The following is a 22454-nucleotide window of genomic DNA, read 5'->3' as shown; positions in this document are numbered from 1 at the left end:
TTAGGCCTGCCGCCAGCGTTCAATCTGAGCCATGATCAAACTCTTCAATTTAAGTTTGATGCTCGTGAATTAAACTTCGTAATGAATTACGTGTTCACTCAGAGACTTGGTATTCATTTTTCGTCTTGCGACGTTAAGAATCCGTATCTTCGAGTGCCCACACAGATTGTCTGATAAATTGTTAAAGAGCAGTTGCGACGCACTTTAGCGCTCTGTCGCGAGGTGGCGTATATTACGCTTTCCTCTTTCAGAGTCAACCCTCATTTTCAGGTTTTTCTCTTCAACCGAACCGGCTGTTTGTGTGAAGTGATTCACATCCGCCGTGTCGATGGAGGCGCATTATAGGGAGTTTCCCGCGGCCCGCAACCCTTAAATTGCAGAAAAATGACTGACCGCTGCATTCCACAGCAAAACCCCGCCTTATACCCATTTACACACAGAGTTATCCACAATCGTAAGCAAAATAGTGGTCAGCCTCCCTGAAAGAAGTGAAAGCAGATAAGGAAATCTCTATATAAAAAGAGACTCGCTCTACGTTATATATAGAAGAAAAGCCCAGGCAGCCCATGCCCCATCATCCCTACCACCTTTGAATTACGCATCCCATCAGGCGATAATACCCATACAAACCGTGATTCCAGGACCGTGATGAGACACTCTCTGCAACGTACTGCTATACGCAAACGCCCGATGAAGCTCGGCACTACCGTGATCCTCATGGTCAGTGCGGTACTCTTCTCCGTACTGCTTGTCGTTCATCTGATTTATTTCTCGCAAATCAGCAACATGACGCGCGATGAATTAGCGGGTAAAGCGCTTGCGGTCGCACGAACGCTGGCAAACTCCCCGGAGATCCGCCAGGGGCTAATGAAAAAGCCCGAGGAAAGCGGTATTCAGGCGATTGCCCAGGCGGTGAATAAGAGCAACGATTTTTTGTTCATCGTCGTCACCGATATGCAAAGCATTCGTTACTCCCATCCCGAAGCGCAGCGAATCGGTCAGCCGTTTAAAGGCGATGACATTTTGCTGGCCCTGCAAGGGAAAGAGAATGTCGCCATTAATCGCGGATTTCTGGCGCAAGCCCTGCGCGTATTTACCCCTATTTATGACGAGCATCACCGGCAGATAGGCGTCGTGTCGATCGGCCTTGAGCTAAGCAGGGTGACTGAGCAGATCAATAACAGCCGTGGCAGCATCTTTTGGTCCATCTTATTTGGCGTGCTGGTTGGGCTGCTCGGCACATGGGTATTTGTCAAAGTCCTCAAGCGTATTCTGTTTGGTCTGGAGCCTTATGAAATCTCCAATCTGTTCGAACAACGCCAGGCGATGCTGCACTCTATAAAGGAAGGCGTCATTGCCGTTGACGAGTGCGGTGAAGTGACGCTGATAAACCAGGCGGCACAAGAGTTGCTGGATTACCACAAATCGCAAGACGATGCCCAGCTCTCCACGCTCAGCCACGCATGGTCAAAAGTGGTCGATTTTTCACAGGTACTGCATGACGGAACGCCGCGTCGCGATGAAGAGATCATGGTGAAGGATCGGCTACTCTTAATTAACACGGTTCCGGTACTCAGCAACGGTAAAATCATCGGGGCCATTTCAACATTCAGAGATAAGACTGAAGTCCGAAAACTAATGCAACGACTGGACGGCATGGTCAACTATGCCGACGCACTTCGTGAACGATCCCACGAATTCATGAATAAATTGCACGTGATTCTGGGATTATTGCATCTGAAAAGTTATAAGCAGCTTGAAAATTACATCCTGAAGACCGCCAACAGTTATCAGGAAGAGATTGGCTCACTGTTAGGAAAAATAAAATCCCCGGTGATCGCAGGATTTTTACTCAGTAAGATTAATCGCACATCTGATTTAGGCCATAGCCTGGTGATCAGCAATGAAAGCCAGTTGCCGGAAAACAGCAACGAAGATCAGGTGGCTGTGCTGATTACCGTTCTGGGGAATTTGATTGAAAACGCCCTGGAGGCGCTAGGTCAAGAACCTGGTGGCGAGATCAGCGTATCCTTGCATTATCGACACGGCTGGTTGCATTGCGAAGTGAATGACGATGGTCCGGGGATTGCCCCCGAACACATTGAGCACATCTTTGAGAAGGGCGTTTCGTCAAAAGGAACCGAACGGGGCGTTGGTTTAGCGCTTGTTAAACAACAGGTTGAAAACGTTGGCGGCAATATTTCCGTCGAGTCAGAACCTGGGATCTTCACCCAATTTTTTGTACAGTTACCGTGGAATGGTGAGAGGGCCAGCAGATGATCAATGTCTTAATTGTCGATGACGATGCAATGGTAGCGGAATTAAACCGCCGTTATGTCGCGCAACTCTCCGGTTTTCATTGCTGCGGCACAGCCTCCACGCTGGAGAAAGCAAAAGAGATAATCTTTCATAGCGGTAATCATATCGATTTGATTTTGCTTGATATTTATATGCAAAAAGAAAACGGTCTGGATCTGTTGCCCGTATTGCACAGCGAAGGTTGCAAGTGTGATGTCATTGTCATCTCTTCCGCCGCTGACGCGACCACCATCAAAGACTCTCTCCACTATGGTGTCGTTGACTACCTGATCAAACCGTTCCAGGCGTCCCGTTTTGAAGAGGCGCTGACCGGCTGGCTACAAAAGAAAACCGAGATGGAAAAGCATCAGTACTATGAACAGTCTGAGCTTGACCAGTTGATTCACGGCAGCTCCTCCAATGAACAGGAAGCGCGGCGCTTACCTAAAGGATTAACGCCACAAACGTTACGCACGCTGTGCCAGTGGATTGATGAGCATCAGGATCAGGAATTCTCCACCGATGAACTGGCCAACGAGGTCAATATCTCGCGCGTTTCTTGCCGTAAATATCTTATCTGGCTCGTCAATTGTCACATCCTATTTACCAGCATCCATTATGGCGTAACCGGTAGACCGGTCTATCGTTACCGCGTTCAGGCTGAACATTACTCATTACTAAAACAATATTGCCAATAAAAACAATTTGGGATTATTTGTTATTTGAAAGTAACAATTATTAAAATAATGAAAAATCCCTTCTTTTCTGAATCATGTTGCAGAATTATAAATTTGCGTTAGATCAAATATATTTGTATCCAGCATGTTAAATGTATTATTTTAATATTGATTAACGTCACACTGTTTTTAATTTCAAAATCGCTAACAAAAGTTAATTAAGTATTATCTAGCTCGCAGAGTGTGTATTTTTACCCATAAAGGATTAGTCTGAAATTAACCAGACATACAAAATCTAGACTGGTAGCAATGGAGACCATGCTACGTACCATGGACACCGTACATTTTTGTGAGCAAATAAAAGTATCCGCACGCCAACCTCATCACATTATGAAATGGCGTGAGCGTGATCACACAAATAACCTACTCACCCATTCTGTCGGTGGTTCACGAAATAGCGGAAAACGCAAAACAGATAAATTACAGCGTCAACCGCAGCTCTCCATGTCCAGCTCTGCTTCCCATCGCCTGAGGATTCTCTCCTCTGATCAAAGCCACAGAAAAAAGCTAAATATCGCCATAACGTTAAAAAAACATTCTAGCAAGACATTTGAACATTAATCGCAAATACGGACATATCGAATACTGACCATTTTTTGATGCCTATTCCGGCAAAAAAGAATGTGGCACAGATCCATTTTTCAAAAAATTGACTGGTTTTTTCGCGAGGGTAAATAAAATGTTATTTAGTATACAACTTCTTATAATATTAATATGTTTGTTTTATGGTGCCAGAAAGGGCGGTATCGCGCTGGGTTTATTAGGCGGTATCGGCCTGGTCATTCTGGTTTTCGTTTTCCATCTCCAGCCGGGTAAACCACCTGTAGATGTAATGCTGGTTATTATTGCCGTGGTGGCCGCATCGGCAACCTTGCAAGCCTCCGGCGGCCTTGACGTTATGCTGCAAATCGCTGAAAAGCTGCTGCGCCGTAACCCAAAATACGTTTCCATCGTCGCCCCGTTCGTTACCTGCACCCTGACGATTCTCTGCGGTACAGGCCACGTGGTCTACACCATCCTGCCAATCATTTATGACGTTGCCATTAAGAACAATATTCGCCCGGAACGTCCGATGGCGGCGAGTTCTATCGGTGCGCAGATGGGGATTATCGCCAGCCCGGTGTCCGTGGCCGTTGTATCACTGGTCGCAATGCTGGGTAACGTAACGTTTGAAGGCAAGCATCTTGAATTCCTCGACCTGCTCAGCATCACTATCCCGTCTACCCTGTTGGGTATCCTGGCGATCGGTATCTTCAGTTGGTTCCGCGGTAAAGATCTGGATAAAGATGAAGAGTTCCAGAAGTTTATTTCCGTCCCTGAAAACTACAACTACGTTTATGGCGATACCGCCACACTGTTAGACAAAAAGCTGCCAAAAAGCAACTGGCTGGCCATGTGGATCTTCCTTGCCGCTATCGCCGTTGTTGCCGTGCTCGGCGCGTTCTCTGAGCTGCGCCCTACCTTCAGCGGCAAACCGCTGTCAATGGTACTGGTTATCCAGATGTTCATGCTGCTGACCGGTGCGCTGATTATTATCCTGACGAAGACCAATCCCGCTTCAATATCTAAAAACGAAGTCTTCCGTTCCGGTATGATCGCGATTGTGGCGGTGTACGGTATTGCCTGGATGGCCGAAACAATGTTCGGCGCGCACATGACGGAAATCGAAGGTGTGCTGGGCAATATGGTGAAAGAGTATCCGTGGGCCTATGCAATTGTTCTGCTGTTGGTTTCCAAATTTGTAAACTCCCAGGCTGCGGCGCTGGCGGCGATTGTTCCGGTCGCACTGGCAATTGGGGTTGATCCAGCGTACATCGTTGCTTCCGCTCCGGCATGTTACGGTTACTACATTCTGCCGACTTACCCGAGCGATCTGGCGGCTATTCAGTTTGACCGTTCCGGCACCACCCACATTGGCCGTTTCGTTATCAACCACAGCTTCATTCTACCTGGGTTGATCGGCGTGAGCGTATCCTGTGTCTTTGGTTGGATCTTCGCTGCAATGTACGGTTTCCTGTAATTACAGTGCGCGTGCCGTCCGCTTTGGAACGGCACGCCACCGTCAAGACACAGAGAATTTTAAAATTCCTGAGAAAAATGAAAAGGCTGGAAGCAAATGTCAAAAGTTGAATTCACTTATCAGGCGGCTTTCCCACTGGGGGAAGACAAAACTGAGTACTACCTGCTGACCTCCGATCACGTCAGCGTCGGCGAGTTTGAAGGCGAAACAATCCTGAAAGTAGCCCCTGAAGCACTTACGCTACTGGCCCAACAAGCCTTCCACGATGCCTCCTTCATGCTCCGCCCTGAACACCAACAGCAAGTCGCCTCAATTCTCCATGATCCCGAAGCCAGCGAAAACGATAAATACGTAGCGCTGCAGTTCCTGAGAAACTCCGAAATCGCGGCTAAAGGCGTATTGCCAACCTGCCAGGACACCGGTACGGCAATTATCATGGGTAAAAAAGGTCAGCGCGTCTGGACCGGTGGCGGCGACGAAGCGGCACTCTCCAAGGGCGTATTTAATACCTATATTGAAGATAACCTGCGCTACTCGCAAAACGCGGCGCTGGATATGTACAAAGAAGTGAATACCAGCACCAACCTGCCCGCACAAATCGACCTGTACAGCGTGGATGGTGACGAATACAAATTCCTGTGCGTGGCCAAAGGCGGCGGTTCAGCGAACAAAACCTATCTGTATCAGGAAACCAAAGCGCTGCTCACCCCCGGCAAACTGAAAAACTTCCTGGTTGAGAAAATGCGCACGCTGGGTACCGCAGCATGCCCGCCGTACCACATTGCATTCGTCATTGGCGGCACGTCAGCGGAAAGCACCCTGAAAACGGTGAAGCTGGCCAGCACACACTACTATGACGCACTGCCGACTGAAGGTAATGCGCACGGCCAGGCGTTCCGCGATCTGCAACTGGAACAGGAACTGCTGGAAGAAGCGCAGAAACTCGGCCTCGGCGCCCAGTTTGGCGGGAAATACTTCGCGCACGATATCCGCGTGATCCGCCTGCCTCGCCACGGCGCATCCTGCCCGGTTGGTATGGGTGTGTCTTGCTCCGCAGACCGTAACATCAAGGCCAAGATTAACCGCGAAGGGATCTGGATCGAAAAACTGGAACATAACCCAGCCCAGTACATTCCGGAGTCGCTGCGCCAGGCAGGCGAAGGTGAAGTGGTTAAAGTTGACCTTAACCGCCCAATGAAAGAGATCCTCGCTCAGCTTTCTCAGTATCCGGTTTCTACCCGTCTGTCGCTGAGCGGCACCATCATTGTCGGCCGCGATATTGCCCACGCGAAGCTAAAAGAACGTATTGAGTCCGGTGAAGGTCTGCCGCAGTACGTGAAAGATCACCCTATCTACTACGCGGGTCCGGCCAAAACACCTGCGGGTTATCCGTCAGGCTCTTTAGGACCAACCACTGCGGGTCGTATGGACTCCTATGTTGACCTGTTACAGTCTCACGGCGGCAGCATGATCATGCTGGCAAAAGGTAACCGTAGCCAGCAGGTGACAGACGCCTGCCATAAACACGGCGGCTTCTATTTAGGTAGCATTGGTGGCCCGGCAGCGGTACTTGCGCAGCAGAGTATTAAACATCTGGAATGCGTGGAATACCCTGAGCTGGGTATGGAAGCTATCTGGAAAATCGAAGTCGAAGATTTCCCGGCTTTCATTCTGGTCGATGACAAAGGCAACGATTTCTTCCAGCAAATCGTCAGCAAACAATGCGCTAACTGCGCGAAGTAACCCATTCGGCCCGGCACTGGACTGACAACAGATTTTTGGCGTCAGTCCAGTGATCCCCCCGGGCCAACTTTATCCCCCCATTTACTGGCGTTGAATTTTTGCCGCTCACAGGGAATAGTAACCTTTTCCATTACTTGTGAATTCGCCATGCTCCGCACACTGAACTCCACAATCTTGCACTCTGGCGCGCTGCTCCTGGCGCTAATACTTATCTACACCGGTGTCTCTGCCACGGAGAAAATCACCTGGCTGATGGAAGTTACGCCGGTCATTATTGTCGTCCCACTGTTGCTGGCGACCGTGAAGCGCTACCCGCTGACGCCATTGCTCTACACGCTCATTTTCTTGCACGCCATCATTCTGATGGTCGGCGGTATGTATACCTACGCTAAAGTCCCTGTCGGTTTTCAGGTTCAGGAGTGGCTGGATCTCAGTCGTAACCCCTATGACAAGCTGGGTCACTTCTTCCAGGGTCTGGTGCCCGCCCTGACGGCAAGAGAGATTTTAGTGCGCGGTAATATAGTTCGTGGCCGCAAAATGCTGGCATTTTTGGTCTGCTGCGTGGCGCTGGCGATTAGCGCGATGTATGAGCTGATCGAATGGTGGGCAGCGCTGGCGATGGGTCAGGGAGCGGATGATTTTCTCGGGACGCAGGGCGACCCGTGGGATACCCAGTCGGATATGTTCTGCGCCCTGCTCGGTGCGCTAACCACGGTGCTCGGGTTAGCGGGCTGGCACAACAGACAGTTAAAAACTGCCGGATAGCGCTGACGCTTATCCGGCAATCTGCCCTACCCATTGCGAGACTTGATAACCAGAATCGGCAAGGCGAACAGGAGTGTCAGAAAATTCGCCATGCTGACGGCAGTATCTTCAATCAATAATCCATAAATCAGCCACAACACCAGCCCACACACAAACATTACATACATTAAACCGGAGATACCCTGCGTGTTGCGGGTGGTAATGACCTTAATCGCTTGCGGTAAGAATGAGAGCGTCGTCAGGCTAGCCGCCAAATACCCAATCCACGAATGCCATTCCATAGCTACGCCTTCACATCACCTGGGGTGACTATCGCAATAGCCGGGATATCCGGTTGCTCATGGTGCTGCGGCACCTTACGGTACTTATCCAACAAATGAATCTGGACCCTGCGCAGCGTGTCGCCGTTCAGTCGGTAAAAGCGGAAGTAAAGGACTAAGGTCACCACAAAAAAGAGTGCTGGTAGCGCGATCATAATGAATTGCATACCAACAATGGTTTCTGCAGACTGCGCGACATTCGGCGCGTAACTAATCACCCCAAGTATCACTGCGATAAAGAAAGCGGCAAACGCTGACCCTCCTTTTACCACCATCGTCTGCACTGAATAAGCGATACTTTCACAACGTACATTCAGTTTGTATTCGCCGTAATCAACGGTATCCGCCACCATAATGACCTGCAACACCCAGAAAAGCGCCGAACCAATATTCAGTAAAATACCAGCACTAACAATGAATAAGATGTTATGAAAACCGGCTAACGCCATCACCAGCAACACGATACAGCTGAGCACCGGCAGCACTGATGCCCCAGCCCACAGGATCCGTCGTGACAACGCTTTTACCAATCGAGGAAAGAAAATCAGCGTCAGCAGGTTTGCCGCTCCTGCGTAAGACATGTAGTACGGGAAGAGGCTTGCATCGCCAATCACATAAGTAAAATAGTAAATGGCAAAGCCAGCAATGATATTGGCGGCAATATTGTAAGCCAGCGCCATGCCTAGCAGGCAGGATAACTGGTCGTTTTTATAGATGAGCCCAACGATCGCTTTCAGCCCAAGACGACTGCTGTCCGCCGTTGCCTCGCTATCTGACGAATAAACCTCATGCACATTACGCAGCGTAACAACGGTAGAAACGATAAAGAATGCAATCAGCACCAGCGTAAACATCTGGAAACCAAAGCCGCGATCGGCCCCGCCAACATAGCTCACAAAGGGCAGCGTCACCTCCGCGGTGACAAACCCAGCCAGGCTTGCGAAGAAACGAGGGAACGGCACCAGTTGTTCACGCTCGCGTTTATCCAGCGTAATAGTTGGCACCAGCGACCAGAATGGAATATCCATAATGGTGTAGGTCATTCCCCATAATATATACGTCACGCAGACAAATACGACTTGCGCAGTGCCCTCAAACAAATGTGCGCTAAAAAGCAAAAACAGCACCAATGAGTTCGCCAGCGTACCGAGTAAGATCCAGGGTTTAAATTTTCCCCACCGCGACCGGGTGGCGTTCACAATCCAGCCCATGATGGGATCGTTTACCGCATCCCAGACCCTTGCCGCCAGGAACAACGTTCCGACCAGCCCCACCGATAATCCCACCACGTCGGTGTAGTAATACATCAGGTACATGTACACAATACCGATGGCGAAATCCTTACCAAACGCTCCAAATCCGTAACTGAGTTTTGTTTTCAGAGAGATGCTCATAGGGTATCGGGTCGCCGTTACCAGCGCCCGCCTTCTGTTAGAGGAAACGTCAGAGGTTAAACGCCGGATGCTCTGCCCGGCGTAATGGTGTGTTAACGGTGTAACCAGGCCGGCAGCCAGTCGCCATGAGACGCGATCAGGTCGTCCACCAGCGCATAAATCTCCTCAATCCCCAATACCGCGGCGGTATGCGGATCCATCATCGCCGCGTGATAAACGCGATCGCGATTTTCCGTCAGAATGGCTTCCGTTAGCAGGGTCTGAACATTGATATTGGTTTGCATCATGGCCGCCAAATGTGACGGGAGAGTACCCACCTTCGTTGGCTGGATACCATTCGCATCGACCAGGCAAGCCACCTCCACGCAACAGCCTTGCGGCAGGTTATCGATCAGATGGTCATTGCGAACGTTGCCATACACCACGCTCGGTTCACCGGTCCAGATAGCGTTCATGATAGTGCTGGCATATTCACGTGACGGTTTAATCTCGATCCGCGCCGCCGTTTTGTACTCTTCCAGCTCTTTGTTCCAGTTCGCCAGCTGTTCCACACAGCGTTTTGGATACTCATCCAGTGGAACCTTATAGCGCTCAATCAGATCCTCACGCCCTGGTTTGATAAACCACGGCGTATATTCCGCGAAATGCTCCGACGACTCAGTGACGAAATAGCCCAGCTTTTTGAACATTTCATAGCGCACAATGTTCTGACAACGGGTATTACCGTGAAGATTCGGTTTCGGCGCCTGACCAGATTCATAGGCCGCCAGCAGCTCCGGATAGAGATTCACATAAGCACCGTCAGCCGTTTTACGCTCAAGTTCCAGATAAAACGCCATATGGTTGATCCCGGCGCAGCGATAGCGCAAAGAGGCCGGGTCGATGTTCAAATCGCGGGCCAGCTCCTCCGCTGTCCCTTGCACCGAGTGACACAATCCAACCTGCTTAATATGCGGATAGCGCGCATACATTGCCCAGGTGTTCATCGCCATCGGGTTAACGTAGTTAAGCATGGTGGCCTGCGGGCAGACGTCGGTCATATCCTCACAAATCTGCCATAAATGCGGAATAGTGCGCAGCGCGCGCATAATGCCGCCTGGCCCCAACGTATCGGCAATCGTCTGCTCCAGACCATGACGTTTACACACCGCAAAATCGGTAACGGTACAAGGTTCATAGCCACCAATCTGGAAAGCGACCACCACAAAATCAGCATCCTGCAATGCCGCTTTTTGATCGGTATAGCAGGTGATACGCCCGGATGCGCCCGCTGAGTCCATCAACTTACGCACCACAATGTGTGACTCTTCCAGCCGAGTAGGATTGACGTCCATCAAGGCGATATGCGCAGATTTCAGCGCATCGCGATGAAAGACGTCCCCGAGGATATTTTTGACGAAAATCGTGGAACCGGCGCCGATAAAGGTAATTTTGGGTGCAGACATCATGACTCTCCAGAACATTAGTGAACACAGTCATGGTGGCACAGCGCATTGATGAAAACTTCCGACTTCCCTGGCGAGCATTCCCATAAACTCAGATCGCCTCTTTGTCCCATACTGGATCTGAGTTTATGGGACAAAATTGCACAAAAAGCAGAGTATGCGGCCCCAAAATCTCACTATGCTCAATGATATCGGTCCGATTTGTGTCCTGATTCTCAGCCTTAATGCGCAGCAAATGACATGATTCTGATAATTCAGGAAATGGAGCAACCATGAGTACATTACCGACATCGCCTCTTCCCCCCGATCCGCACATGTGCAGCAGCGATGAAGAGCAAACCCGCAGCCCATTGTCGCTGTACTCAGAATATCAACGGATGGATATTGAGCTGCGCTCACCGCATGCTATGCCTGCCAGCCACTGGCATGGGCAGGTGGAGATTAATGTGCCGTTTGATGGCGACGTTGAGTACCTCATCAACAACGAAGTGGTGCAGATAAAACAGGGACACATTACGCTTTTCTGGGCCTGTACGCCGCATCAGCTCACGCGTCCGGGCAGTTGCCAAAGCATGGCTATCTTCAATTTACCGATGCACCTTTTCCTTTCCTGGCCGCTGGATCGCGAACTGATCAACCACGTTACCCATGGCATGGTCATCAAATCGCTGGCGTCGCAGCAGCTGAGCACCTTTGAAGTTCAGCGCTGGCAACAGGAGCTGAGCAACCCGAACGAGCAAATTCGCCAGCTCGCCATTGATGAAATTGGTCTGATGCTCAAGCGGTTTAGCCTTTCCGGCTGGCAGCCAATCCTGGTCAATAAAACTTCGCGGACGCACAAAAACAGCGTTTCGCGGCACGCCCAGTTTTACGTAAGCCAGATGCTGAGTTTTATTGCCGATAACTACGATCAGGTGCTCACTATCAACGACGTCGCGGAACACGTGAAGCTCAACGCCAACTACGCGATGGGGATTTTCCAGCGCGTGATGCAACTCACCATGAAGCAGTACATCACCGCAATGCGGATCAATCACGTCCGCGCATTGCTTAGCGATACCGATAAAACCATTCTTGACGTCGCGTTGACCGCCGGATTCCGATCCAGCAGCCGTTTTTATGACACCTTCAGCAAGTTTGTCGGCATGTCGCCGCAGCAGTACCGCAAACTGAGCCAGCAGCGCCGGCAAACAATGGCTGGCTGAGCAGCCAGAAACCACCGGCGTTACCCCGGCCTACGATCCCTATCGTTCGCCGATATCAGTATCAGCCAAAAAAATATTCCCCCTGTCGATAAACAGCGGTGAAAAATCGCCAATAAGCAAACATAACCATTTGTTTAAAAACAAATTAAACACAAATCAGACTATTTATCACCCGCTTTACAGCCCATTTTGTCAGGATAATACTTGCCTGCGTCACATTCATACGGTGTGTCTGCAATCCATAAATTGCAACCTTTCCACAACCGGGTAAAAGATGATGAAAGTATTAATTGTTGAAAGTGAGTTTCTGCATCAGGACACCTGGGTCGGTAGCGCTGTCGAACGTCTGGCTGACGCATTAAGCCGCCAAAATGTTACCGTCATTAAGTCCACCTCATTCGACGATGGTTACGCAATCCTCGCCGCTAATGAAGCCATTGATTGCCTGATGTTCAGCTATCAAATGGAACAACAAGACGAGCACCTGAACGTCAGGCAATTGATCGGCAAGCTCCACGAGCGCCAGCAAAACGTTCCCGTTTTCCTGCTGGGCGATCGCGAAAAAGCCACCGCATCGCTGGATCGCGACCTGCTGGAGCTTGTCGATGAATTCGCCTGGATTATGGAAGATACCGCAGACTTTATCGCCGGACGTGCCGTTGCGGCGATGACCCGTTACCGCCAGCAGCTTCTGCCGCCACTGTTCAGCGCGCTGATGAAGTACGGCGACATCCATGAATACTCCTGGGCGGCGCCTGGTCACCAGGGCGGTGTCGGATTTACCAAAACGCCGGCGGGTCGTTTTTACCATGATTACTACGGTGAAAACTTATTCCGTAGCGACATGGGTATTGAACGCGCATCGCTCGGCTCACTGCTGGATCATACCGGCGCATTTGGCGAGAGCGAAAAATATGCCGCCCGCGTGTTTGGCGCTGACCGCTCCTGGTCCGTAGTGGTCGGGACTTCCGGCTCTAACCGCACCATCATGCAGGCTTGTATGACCGACAACGACGTCGTGGTGCTGGATCGTAACTGCCACAAATCTATCGAGCAGGGGTTGATCCTCACCGGCGCAAAACCGGTGTACATGGTGCCAAGTCGCAACCGGTACGGCATTATCGGCCCTATCTACCCGCAAGAAATGCAACCTGAAACATTGCAGAAAAAAATCAGCGAAAGCCCGCTGACCAAAGGCAAGGCCGGGCAAAAACCGTCTTACAGCGTTGTGACCAACTGTACTTATGACGGTGTTTGCTACAACGCCAAAGAGGCCCAGGACCTGCTCGCGCAAACCAGCGATCGCATCCACTTCGATGAGGCCTGGTACGGTTATGCCCGCTTTAACCCAATTTATGCCGATCACTACGCCATGCGTGGCGCGCCCGGCGATCATAACGGTCCTACCGTTTTTGCGACCCACTCGACCCACAAACTGCTGAACGCGCTCTCTCAGGCGTCTTACATTCACGTCCGTGAAGGTCGTGGGGCCGTGAACTTCTCCCGCTTTAACCAGGCGTACATGATGCACGCCACCACCTCTCCGCTGTATGCCATCTGCGCATCAAACGACGTGGCGGTCTCCATGATGGACGGCAACAGCGGTCTGTCGCTCACCCAGGAAGTGATCGACGAAGCGGTCGATTTCCGTCAGGCTATGGCGCGTTTGTACAAAGAATTTTCCGCCGAAGGCGACTGGTTCTTCAAACCGTGGAACAAAGAAGTGGTGACTGACCCGCAAACCGGCAAAACCTATGACTTTGCCGATGCGCCAACTCAACTCCTGACCACTGACCAGAACTGCTGGGTGATGCGTCCGGGTGAATCCTGGCACGGGTTTAAAGACCTGCCGGATAACTGGAGCATGCTGGACCCAATCAAAGTCAGTATTCTGGCGCCGGGGATGGGCGATGATGGCGAACTGGAAGAGAGCGGCGTACCGGCAGCGCTGGTCACCGCCTGGCTTGGCCGCCACGGTATCGTGCCGACCCGTACCACCGATTTCCAGATTATGTTCCTGTTCTCAATGGGGATTACCCGTGGGAAATGGGGCACGCTGATCAATACCCTGTGCTCATTCAAACACCATTACGATGCCAATACACCGCTGGCGCAGGTGATGCCAGAACTGGTTGAGGAACATCCTGACACTTACGCCAACATGGGCATTCACGATCTGGGCGACACCATGTTTGCCTGGCTGAAAGAGAACAACCCTGGCAGCCGACTCAACGCGGCCTACTCCGGCCTGCCTGTTGCTGAAATCACCCCGCGTGAAGCCTATAACGCGATAGTCAGCGATAACGTTGAGATGGTGGCCATTGAAAATCTGCCGGGTCGTATAGCTGCGAATTCCGTGATTCCTTACCCACCGGGAATTCCAATGCTGCTGTCCGGGGAAAACTTTGGCGACGCCAATAGCCCGCAGATTAGTTATCTACGTTCGTTGCAGTCCTGGGACCACCACTTCCCTGGATTTGAACATGAAACCGAAGGAACGGAAATTATTGACGGTGTATATCACGTCATGTGCGTGAAAGCATAATGTCATTTTATAGATAGTCCGATTTTTAAGGTAGACATGTCATGCTTGAGTAATTCCTGAGTATTGCTGCAAAACAATAACATTGTCATACCTTTTTGCGCGGGACCACCCCGCGCTTTTTTTATACGCAAATATCACGTTTCCACTTGCGTAAAAAAAAGTGTACATAAGAAAATTCCCACCAAACATTGTAATTAATTTCAGACACGTTATTTTAATGCGGTCCTGGATTCATCATACAATTTCAATTTAGCCGATATGGTTCATCTGATGGTGAGCTACGGTGTTTTATGTTCATATTCCTGGAGTTTGGGTATGAGGGTTTGCAGCAGAGCAGCTTGTGTTGTTGTATTAACGGAGAAGGATGTTTGGTTAAGGATTAACGGTAAAGAAGCCATCAGCTTAAAAGCTAATCATATGGCGCTGGTAGCATGCGATAATAATATTATCGATTTCTCATCACTTAATAACGCACTGGTCATACATATCAGCCGTGATATCATTAAAGACTATCTACGTTTTTTAAATAAAGACCTTTCACAGATCCCACTCTGGCAACGCAGTGCCAACCCAGTGATGACCGCCGTCTGTCTGACGCCGGATGTCTTCCGGGTGGCTGCCCAATATAGCGTAATGGACACAATGGACGAAGGTGAAAGTGTGCGCACGCGCTCGCTACTGTTCACGGTGTTATCACGCTTTCTCGGCAGCAAAAAGTTTATTTCTCTGCTCATGCATATACTACGCAGTCGTATCAGCGACAGCGTTTATCACATTATTGAGAGCGATATACATAAAGACTGGAATTTAAGCATGGTTGCCAGTTGCTTATGCCTGAGCCCCAGTTTGTTAAAGAAAAAGCTCAAAAGTGAAAATACAAGTTACAGCCAAATAATTACCACGTGTCGCATGCGTTATGCCGTCAATCAATTATTGATGGACGGCAAAAACATTTCCCAGGTCTCTCAACTGTGCGGATATAACAGTACCTCGTACTTTATTTCCGTATTCAAAGAGTTCTATGGGATGACGCCTCTGCATTATGTCAGTCAACATAGGGAGCCATCCGCTGCCTGATTTTTAATCAGTTAGCTATAAGCCATAATAATATCAGCATTAGCGATACCCCCAGTCCGCCATCATAAAATAGTCTTCTGAAGAGGTATGATAAGACGTCATTTATCCTTATCAGGAGTTACTAAATATGTCGACGGATGCTGATGCTCACAAAGTGGGCTTAATCCCCGTCACCCTTATGGTGTCGGGGAATATTATGGGTTCCGGTGTATTCCTGCTACCCGCAAACCTTGCGTCAACTGGCGGGATTGCAATCTACGGATGGTTGGTCACTATTATCGGTGCTTTGGCGCTGTCGATGGTGTACGCGAAAATGTCGTCCTTAGACTCCAGTCCCGGTGGTTCTTACGCTTATGCCCGCCGCTGTTTCGGTCCTTTTTTGGGCTACCAGACCAACGTCCTGTACTGGCTGGCTTGCTGGATTGGTAACATTGCCATGGTGGTTATTGGCGTCGGTTACCTGAGCTACTTCTTCCCCATCTTAAAAGATCCGCTGGTCCTGACGCTGACCTGCGTCGTGGTGCTGTGGATCTTCGTGTTGCTGAACATTGTCGGACCGAAAATGATCACCCGTGTACAGGCCGTCGCAACGGTACTGGCGCTGGTGCCAATTGTCGGTATTGCCGTCTTCGGCTGGTTCTGGTTCCGGGGTGAAACCTATATGGCGGCATGGAACGTCAGCGGCATGAACACCTTCGGTGCGATTCAAAGCACTCTGAACGTAACTTTGTGGTCATTTATCGGCGTGGAAAGCGCCTCCGTCGCGGCAGGTGTGGTTAAAAATCCCAAACGTAACGTGCCTATCGCCACCATGGGCGGCGTGCTGATTGCCGCCGTTTGCTATGTGCTCTCCACCACGGCGATTATGGGTATGATCCCTAACGCGGCGCTGCGTGTTTCAGCCTCCCCGTTCGGTGATGCCGCACGCATGGCGCTGGGTGACACCGCAGGGGCGATTGTCTCCTTCTGTGCCGCGGCCGGGTGCCTGGGTTCCTTGGGCGGCTGGACGCTGCTTGCCGGGCAAACCGCCAAAGCGGCAGCCGATGACGGCCTGTTCCCACCGATTTTTGCCCGCGTTAACAAAGCCGGTACGCCGGTAGCCGGGTTAATTATCGTCGGCGTTCTGATGACCATCTTCCAGTTCAGCAGCATGTCGCCAAACGCTGCGAAAGAGTTTGGTCTGGTCTCTTCGGTCTCCGTTATCTTCACGCTGGTGCCGTATCTGTACACCTGCGCCGCGCTGCTGCTGCTCGGCCATGGTCACTTTGGTAAAGCGCGTCCGATGTACTTACTGGTGACCTTTATCGCTTTTGTTTACTGCATTTGGGCGGTTGTCGGTTCCGGTGCCAAAGAGGTGATGTGGTCATTCGTCACGCTGATGATCATCACCGCGCTGTATGCACTGAACTACAATCGGATCCATAAAAACCCATATCCATTGGATGCTCCGGTAAACAATAACTAACGCAAACAGTCGTCGTTGCCCGATGGTGTAAGGCCATCGGGCCAACGCCGCCCCCCGCGATTCCTGAAATCAACATTAAGAACTTAAGGTTGGCTTAATTTTACTTTGAGAGGATTTGTACCACTTAGTCGATGGAACCCCCTTAATGTTAAAGCACCTGTTTAAAAGACCCACTCTCGGGCTAATCAGCTGGCTTCTCCTGATCTCATTTTATCTTGCGACTTTCCTGAACATTGCGTTCTATAAACAAGTGCTGCAAGAACTGCCCCTGGATTCCGTGCGCAACCTGCTGGTGTTTTTGTCGATGCCGGTCGTCGCTTTCAGCGTCATGAACATTGTGCTGACGCTGGCCTCATTCCTGTGGCTTAATCGCCTGGTGGCCTGCGTTTTCATTCTGGTTGGCGCATCGGCCCAATATTTCATCATGACCTACGGCATCATCATTGACCGCTCGATGATCGCCAATATGATGGACACCACACCCGCCGAAACCTTTGCTTTGCTGACGCCGCAAATGCTCATCACGCTCGGAGTGAGCGGCATTCTCGCCGCGCTCATTGCCTGCTGGATAAGAATCAAACCGATCGCCCCGGCCATGCGCAGCGTACTGTTCCGTGGCGCGAATATTCTGATCTCCGCGCTGCTGATCGTGCTGGTCGCCGCGTTCTTCTACAAAGATTACGCCTCACTGTTTCGCAACAATAAAGAACTGGTGAAATCCCTCAGCCCATCCAACAGCATTGTGGCGACCTCTTCCTGGTATTCACACCAGAGGCTGGCCCACCTGCCGCTGGTACGCATTGGTGAAGACGCCCATCGCAATCCGTTGATGGTGAAAGAAAAGCGTAAGAACCTGACGATTGTGGTGCTCGGCGAGACCTCACGCGGCGATAACTTCTCGCTGTCAGGCTATTCGCGCCAGACCAACCCGTTGCTGGAAAAAGATGATGTGGTCTATTTCCCCCGCACCACATCCTGCGGAACGGCAACGGCAGTATCTGTCCCCTGCATGTTCTCGGGTATGCCACGCGCGCACTACGATGAAGAACTGGCGCAGCATCAGGAAGGCGTGCTCGACATTATTCAGCGGGCGGGAATTAACGTTCTGTGGAACGATAACGACGGCGGCTGCAAAGGGGCATGTGACCGGGTACCGCACCAGAATATGACTAAGCTGAACCTGCCAGGGCAGTGTATTGACGGGGAATGCTACGATGACGTGCTGTTCCACGGGCTGGAAGAGTACATTAATAACCTGCAAGGCGACGGCGTGATTGTGCTGCACACCATCGGCAGCCACGGTCCGACCTATTACAACCGCTATCCTGCGCAGTTCAAGAAATTTACGCCAACCTGTGACACCAACGAAATCCAGACGTGTTCACAGCAACAGTTGGTCAATACCTATGACAACACCATTCTTTACGTCGACTATATTGTTGATAAAGCAATCAATATACTGAAAGAGCATCAAGATAATTTCACCACCAGCCTGGTCTACCTTTCCGATCACGGTGAATCCTTAGGGGAAAATGGCATCTATTTACACGGCCTGCCATATTCGATTGCGCCAGATACGCAAAAACATGTGCCGATGCTGCTGTGGCTCTCAGAAGATTATCAGCAACGCTATCAAGTCTCTCAGACATGTTTGCAAAAACGGGCAGGCTCAGAGGACTTCTCACAGGATAATCTCTTCTCAACCCTGCTGGGATTAACAGGCGTGCAAACACAGAAATATCAGGCGGCAGATGATATTCTGCAACCCTGCCGGGGAGGCTAAACGAATGAAAATTCTGATTGTTGAAGACGATACGTTGTTATTACAGGGACTGATACTCGCCGCGCAAACAGAAGGCTATGCCTGCGACGGCGTATCAACGGCCCGTGCCGCGGAGCAGTGTCTGGAGACCGGCCATTACAGTCTGGTGGTTCTGGACCTGGGCTTACCGGATGAAGACGGCCTGCACTTCCTGAACCGCATCAGACAGAAAAAATACACCGTGCCGGTGCTTATCCTCACCGCCCGCGATACAGTGAAAGACCGAGTCAGCGGGCTGGACGTTGGCGCCGATGACTATCTGGTCAAACCGTTCGCACTGGAAGAACTGCATGCCCGCATCCGGGCGCTGCTGCGTCGTCATAACAATCAGGGTGAAAGTGAACTCATTGTCAGTAACCTGACGCTGAATATCGGTCGTCGCCAGGTGTGGATGGATGGACAAGAGGTTATCTTAACGCCGAAAGAATACGCACTCCTGTCGCGCCTGATGCTTAAAGCGGGCAGCCCGGTACACCGGGAGATCCTGTATAACGACATCTACAGCTGGGATAACGAACCGTCGACCAATACGCTGGAAGTGCACATTCACAACCTGCGGGACAAAGTGGGTAAATCACGTATCCGCACAGTCAGGGGATTTGGCTATATGCTGGTTGCCACTGAGGAAAGCTAAGTGAAGCTACTGCAATATCTAAAAAAACCGCTCCCGCTGCGTCATCGCCTGATGCTGACCATCGGTCTTATTCTGCTGGTCTTCCAGTTGATTAGCACCTTCTGGTTGTGGCACGAAAGCACCGAACAAATACAGCTATTTGAGCAGGCGTTACGCGAAAATCGTAACAACGATCGCCACATCCTGCATGAAATCCGCGAGGCCATCGCCAGCCTGATCGTCCCCGGTATTTTTATGGTCAGCCTGACGCTGCTGATTTGCTACCAGGCAGTGCGGCGTATTACTCGCCCGCTGGCGGATCTGCAAAAAGAGTTAGAAACGCGGGCAGCCGATAACCTTGCTCCGATTGAAGTTCACAGTTCAACCGTTGAGATCCAGGCGGTCGTCTCAGCGCTCAACGAGCTGGTGACGCGGCTGACGAGCACCATTGAAAACGAACGCTTATTTACCGCCGATGTCGCCCACGAACTGCGCACCCCGTTGTCAGGCGTTCGCCTGCATCTGGAATTACTGTCCAAAACCCATAAGGTCGACGTTTCACCGTTAATTGCCCGCCTTGACCAAATGATGGACAGCGTGTCGCAACTGCTGCAACTCGCCCGCGTAGGACAGTCGTTCTCGGCCGGGAGCTACCAGCACGTCAAACTGCTGGAGGACGTGATTTTGCCCTCCTACGATGAACTCAGCACCATGCTGGACCAGCGTCAGCAGACGCTGCTCCTACCGCAAAGCACGGCGGACGTTGTCGTACGTGGCGATGCGACGCTATTACGAATGCTGCTGCGAAATCTGGTGGAGAACGCGCATCGTTACAGCCCGGAAGGCACCCATATTACGATTAGCCTGAATACAGAGCATGATGCCGTTATCGCCGTCGAAGATGAAGGCCCAGGCATTGATGAGAGTAAATGCGGGGAGCTGAGTAAAGCGTTTGTGCGTATGGACAGCCGTTTTGGCGGGATTGGGCTGGGGCTGAGCATTGTCAGTCGTATCACCCAGTTACATCACGGGCATTTCTATTTGCAAAATCGTCAGGGAACCACCGGCACTCGCGCTTGGGTGGAATTAGCGAAAGGTCAGTAAGAACTCACCCAAACGTACAAAAAGCTGCTGACGATCAGCACGCTGCACACGGTGGTCAAACTTTCATAAATGCGGTTTTTCATGACACTCTCCTCCGATACTCTGGAGGAGAGTTTGCCTGACGCAGATTAAGCCAACCTTAAGTGGATATGATAAATCACATGATTACTCATCAATCCGCGGATGCTGCTGCACCAGGCGCGTACGCTTAAGCTGCAGCTCAGCAATTTCCTGATCGATATCTTCGATTTTATGCTCAATATTATCGTAGTGCTCGCCGAGGAGCTCTTTCGCTTCATGAATATCCGAAGCGGCAGGCGTAGCCCCCTTCAGCGGCTGATTAGCCGTCTCTTTCATGGTCACGCCGGTAATTAAACCTATCACCGCAATCACCATCAGATAATAAGCAGGCATCATCAGATTCTGAGAGCTTTCCACCAGCCATGCGGCCAACGTCGGTGTCAGACCGGCGACCAATACCGAGATATTAAACGCTGCAGCCAAGGCACTGTAGCGAATATGCGTCGGGAACATCGCTGGTAACGTTGACGCCATCACCCCGGTAAAGCAGTTGAGGATCACCGCCAGCATCAGCAACCCGGCGAAAATCAGGCCGATGACGTTACTGTTAATCAGAATAAATGCCGGAATAGCCAGCACAAACAGCGCAATACTGCCCATAATCACAAACGGACGGCGTCCGAAGCGGTCGCTGAGCAGACCCATCACCGGCTGCACAAACAGCATACCAATCATGATGGCGATAATAATCAGCACGCCGTGGTCTTCAGAGTAATGCAGGTTATGCGACAGGTAGCTCGGCATATAGGTGAGCAGCATGTAGTAGGTGACGTTGGTGGCAATCACCAGACCAATACATGCCAGCAGGCTGCGCCAGTGCCTGGTCGCAATCTCTTTAAACGACACCTTCGGACCGTCCTGCAGTCCCTGACGATCGCCCTGCTCCAGTTTATCCACGTGCTGCTGGAACGCCGGAGTCTCTTCCAGTGCATGACGCAGGTACAGGCCAATAAGCCCTAACGGTAGCGCCAGGAAGAACGGAATACGCCAGCCCCACTCAAGGAAGTTTTCTTCGCCGACGATAGTTGAGATCAGGACTACCACGCCCGCACCCAGCACAAACCCGGCAATCGAGCCGAAGTCCAGCCAGCTGCCCATAAATCCGCGCTTACGGTCTGGCGAGTACTCTGCGACAAAAATCGACGCCCCGGTATACTCTCCGCCGACCGAGAACCCCTGCGCCATTTTACACAGCAACAGCAGAATCGGCGCCCAGATACCAATCGAGGCATACGAGGGAATGAGACCGATACAGAAGGTACTTATCGACATAATCACAATGGTGATAGCGAGGATCTTCTGACGACCGTATTTATCGCCAAGCATACCGAAGAACAATCCGCCAAGCGGTCGAATCAGAAAGGGAACAGAGAAGGTGGCAAGAGCAGCAACCATCTGTACGCTGGGGTCAGCCCCCGGGAAGAACACTTTACCTAATGCGTAAGCAACAAACCCATAAACACCAAAATCAAACCACTCCATCGCATTACCTAACGACGCCGCGGTAATGGCTTTTCGCAGTTTACCGTCATCAATGATGGTAACGTCGCGCAGCGTAATTGGTTTTATTTTTTTCCTTTTTAGCATACTCGTCCTCATAGACTTAGCCCTGTCACGCTACAGATCGAGTCCCTCAACGCCCCTGCGTCAAGGTCATCACCGAGCGGGGAATGCACAGACGCATTCCCTGTAACAAGCGTAGCAGGTTTACTTACACTGACGAGAAACGAGCAGTACAACCGAACCTGTTGACGCCTGATTGGGCGGTTAATGACCTCTTTACCCTAACAGTGTTTAAATTTGTGATCAACTTCACATAT

18 protein-coding genes are annotated in these 22454 nt (G+C 51.0%); 13 read left to right on the top strand and 5 right to left on the bottom strand.

The features are described from left to right. The first annotated feature begins 648 nt into the window (after positions 1 to 648). The 6 genes from BZK42_RS24665 to BZK42_RS24645 all read left to right on the top strand — a co-directional run bounded on the left by BZK42_RS24665 (position 649) and on the right by BZK42_RS24645 (position 7563). A complete protein-coding gene (locus BZK42_RS24665) occupies positions 649 to 2280 on the top strand; it encodes a sensor histidine kinase (protein ID WP_080860706.1) in 1632 nt (543 codons plus the stop codon). Next, positions 2277 to 2996: a two-component system response regulator DcuR gene (gene dcuR / locus BZK42_RS24660; protein ID WP_016155419.1), complete on the top strand. Its 720-nt coding sequence runs from the start codon at positions 2277 to 2279 to the stop codon at positions 2994 to 2996. Before BZK42_RS24665 ends, dcuR begins: the two co-directional genes overlap by 4 nt. A gap of 297 nt (positions 2997 to 3293) precedes the next feature. Further along, the gene (locus BZK42_RS28540) at positions 3294 to 3596 is read left to right on the top strand and encodes a hypothetical protein (RefSeq protein WP_131341598.1); all 303 of its coding nucleotides are present in this window, start codon (positions 3294 to 3296) and stop codon (positions 3594 to 3596) included. A gap of 118 nt (positions 3597 to 3714) precedes the next feature. Further along, complete coding sequence (gene dcuB / locus BZK42_RS24655) at positions 3715 to 5055, top strand: anaerobic C4-dicarboxylate transporter DcuB (RefSeq protein ID WP_080860704.1); 1341 nt, start codon at positions 3715 to 3717, stop codon at positions 5053 to 5055. Between the two features lie 96 nt (positions 5056 to 5151). Continuing rightward, positions 5152 to 6798 carry a class I fumarate hydratase FumA gene (fumA, locus tag BZK42_RS24650; RefSeq protein ID WP_080860701.1) on the top strand — a complete coding sequence of 549 codons (1647 nt, stop codon included), beginning with the start codon at positions 5152 to 5154 and terminating at the stop codon, positions 6796 to 6798. Between the two features lie 147 nt (positions 6799 to 6945). Next, the gene (locus BZK42_RS24645; RefSeq protein ID WP_080860699.1) at positions 6946 to 7563 is read left to right on the top strand and encodes a DUF2238 domain-containing protein; all 618 of its coding nucleotides are present in this window, start codon (positions 6946 to 6948) and stop codon (positions 7561 to 7563) included. 26 nt (positions 7564 to 7589) lie between these two features. Here BZK42_RS24645 and BZK42_RS24640 read toward each other — a convergent pair whose 3' ends face one another. From BZK42_RS24640 to melA, 3 genes are all read right to left on the bottom strand, one after another. After that, positions 7590 to 7844 carry a SemiSWEET transporter gene (locus BZK42_RS24640; protein ID WP_016155416.1) on the bottom strand — a complete coding sequence of 85 codons (255 nt, stop codon included), beginning with the start codon at positions 7842 to 7844 and terminating at the stop codon, positions 7590 to 7592. Between the two features lie 2 nt (positions 7845 to 7846). Next, the gene (melB, locus tag BZK42_RS24635; protein ID WP_080860697.1) at positions 7847 to 9277 is read right to left on the bottom strand and encodes a melibiose:sodium transporter MelB; all 1431 of its coding nucleotides are present in this window, start codon (positions 9275 to 9277) and stop codon (positions 7847 to 7849) included. A 92-nt stretch (positions 9278 to 9369) separates the two neighbouring features. Continuing rightward, positions 9370 to 10725, bottom strand: a complete 1356-nt coding sequence (gene melA / locus BZK42_RS24630) for an alpha-galactosidase (RefSeq protein WP_115191088.1) — start codon at positions 10723 to 10725, stop codon at positions 9370 to 9372. Positions 10726 to 10994: 269 nt separating this feature from the next. Between melA and melR the strand changes: the two genes are divergently transcribed. The 7 genes from melR (at position 10995) to pmrB (ending at position 20553) form a co-directional block, all read left to right on the top strand. After that, positions 10995 to 11927 carry a transcriptional regulator MelR gene (gene melR / locus BZK42_RS24625; protein WP_016155413.1) on the top strand — a complete coding sequence of 311 codons (933 nt, stop codon included), beginning with the start codon at positions 10995 to 10997 and terminating at the stop codon, positions 11925 to 11927. A 277-nt stretch (positions 11928 to 12204) separates the two neighbouring features. After that, entirely contained in the window at positions 12205 to 14472 is a 2268-nt protein-coding gene (gene adiA / locus BZK42_RS24620) for an arginine decarboxylase (protein ID WP_016155412.1), read from the top strand. 315 nt (positions 14473 to 14787) lie between these two features. Further along, positions 14788 to 15549 (top strand): AraC family transcriptional regulator, encoded by a 762-nt coding sequence (locus BZK42_RS24615; protein WP_080860684.1) that lies wholly within the window; start codon positions 14788 to 14790, stop codon positions 15547 to 15549. 127 nt (positions 15550 to 15676) lie between these two features. After that, positions 15677 to 17014, top strand: a complete 1338-nt coding sequence (adiC, locus tag BZK42_RS24610; RefSeq protein WP_016155410.1) for an arginine/agmatine antiporter — start codon at positions 15677 to 15679, stop codon at positions 17012 to 17014. A 145-nt stretch (positions 17015 to 17159) separates the two neighbouring features. Next, the gene (eptA, locus tag BZK42_RS24605) at positions 17160 to 18797 is read left to right on the top strand and encodes a phosphoethanolamine transferase EptA (protein WP_049043178.1); all 1638 of its coding nucleotides are present in this window, start codon (positions 17160 to 17162) and stop codon (positions 18795 to 18797) included. Between the two features lie 4 nt (positions 18798 to 18801). Continuing rightward, positions 18802 to 19470 (top strand): two-component system response regulator PmrA, encoded by a 669-nt coding sequence (gene pmrA / locus BZK42_RS24600; protein ID WP_016155408.1) that lies wholly within the window; start codon positions 18802 to 18804, stop codon positions 19468 to 19470. Continuing rightward, on the top strand, positions 19471 to 20553 hold the full coding sequence (gene pmrB / locus BZK42_RS24595; protein WP_016155407.1) for a two-component system sensor histidine kinase PmrB: 1083 nt from the start codon (positions 19471 to 19473) through the stop codon (positions 20551 to 20553). It begins immediately after the preceding gene. On the opposite strand, the gene pmrR is transcribed toward pmrB, so the two are convergent. Next, the gene (pmrR, locus tag BZK42_RS24590) at positions 20547 to 20636 is read right to left on the bottom strand and encodes an LpxT activity modulator PmrR (RefSeq protein WP_016155406.1); all 90 of its coding nucleotides are present in this window, start codon (positions 20634 to 20636) and stop codon (positions 20547 to 20549) included. The two genes, pmrB and pmrR, sit on opposite strands and share 7 nt — an antisense overlap. 82 nt (positions 20637 to 20718) lie before the next feature. Beyond that, positions 20719 to 22221, bottom strand: a complete 1503-nt coding sequence (gene proP / locus BZK42_RS24585) for a glycine betaine/L-proline transporter ProP (RefSeq protein WP_016155405.1) — start codon at positions 22219 to 22221, stop codon at positions 20719 to 20721. Between the last annotated feature and the right edge of the window lie 233 nt (positions 22222 to 22454).

Source organism: Citrobacter braakii (assembly GCF_002075345.1).
GTDB classification, from domain to species: Bacteria; Pseudomonadota; Gammaproteobacteria; order Enterobacterales; family Enterobacteriaceae; genus Citrobacter; species Citrobacter braakii.
Note: the sequence above shows the minus strand (reverse complement) of the source record. Positions and strands in the feature narration are given on the sequence as shown.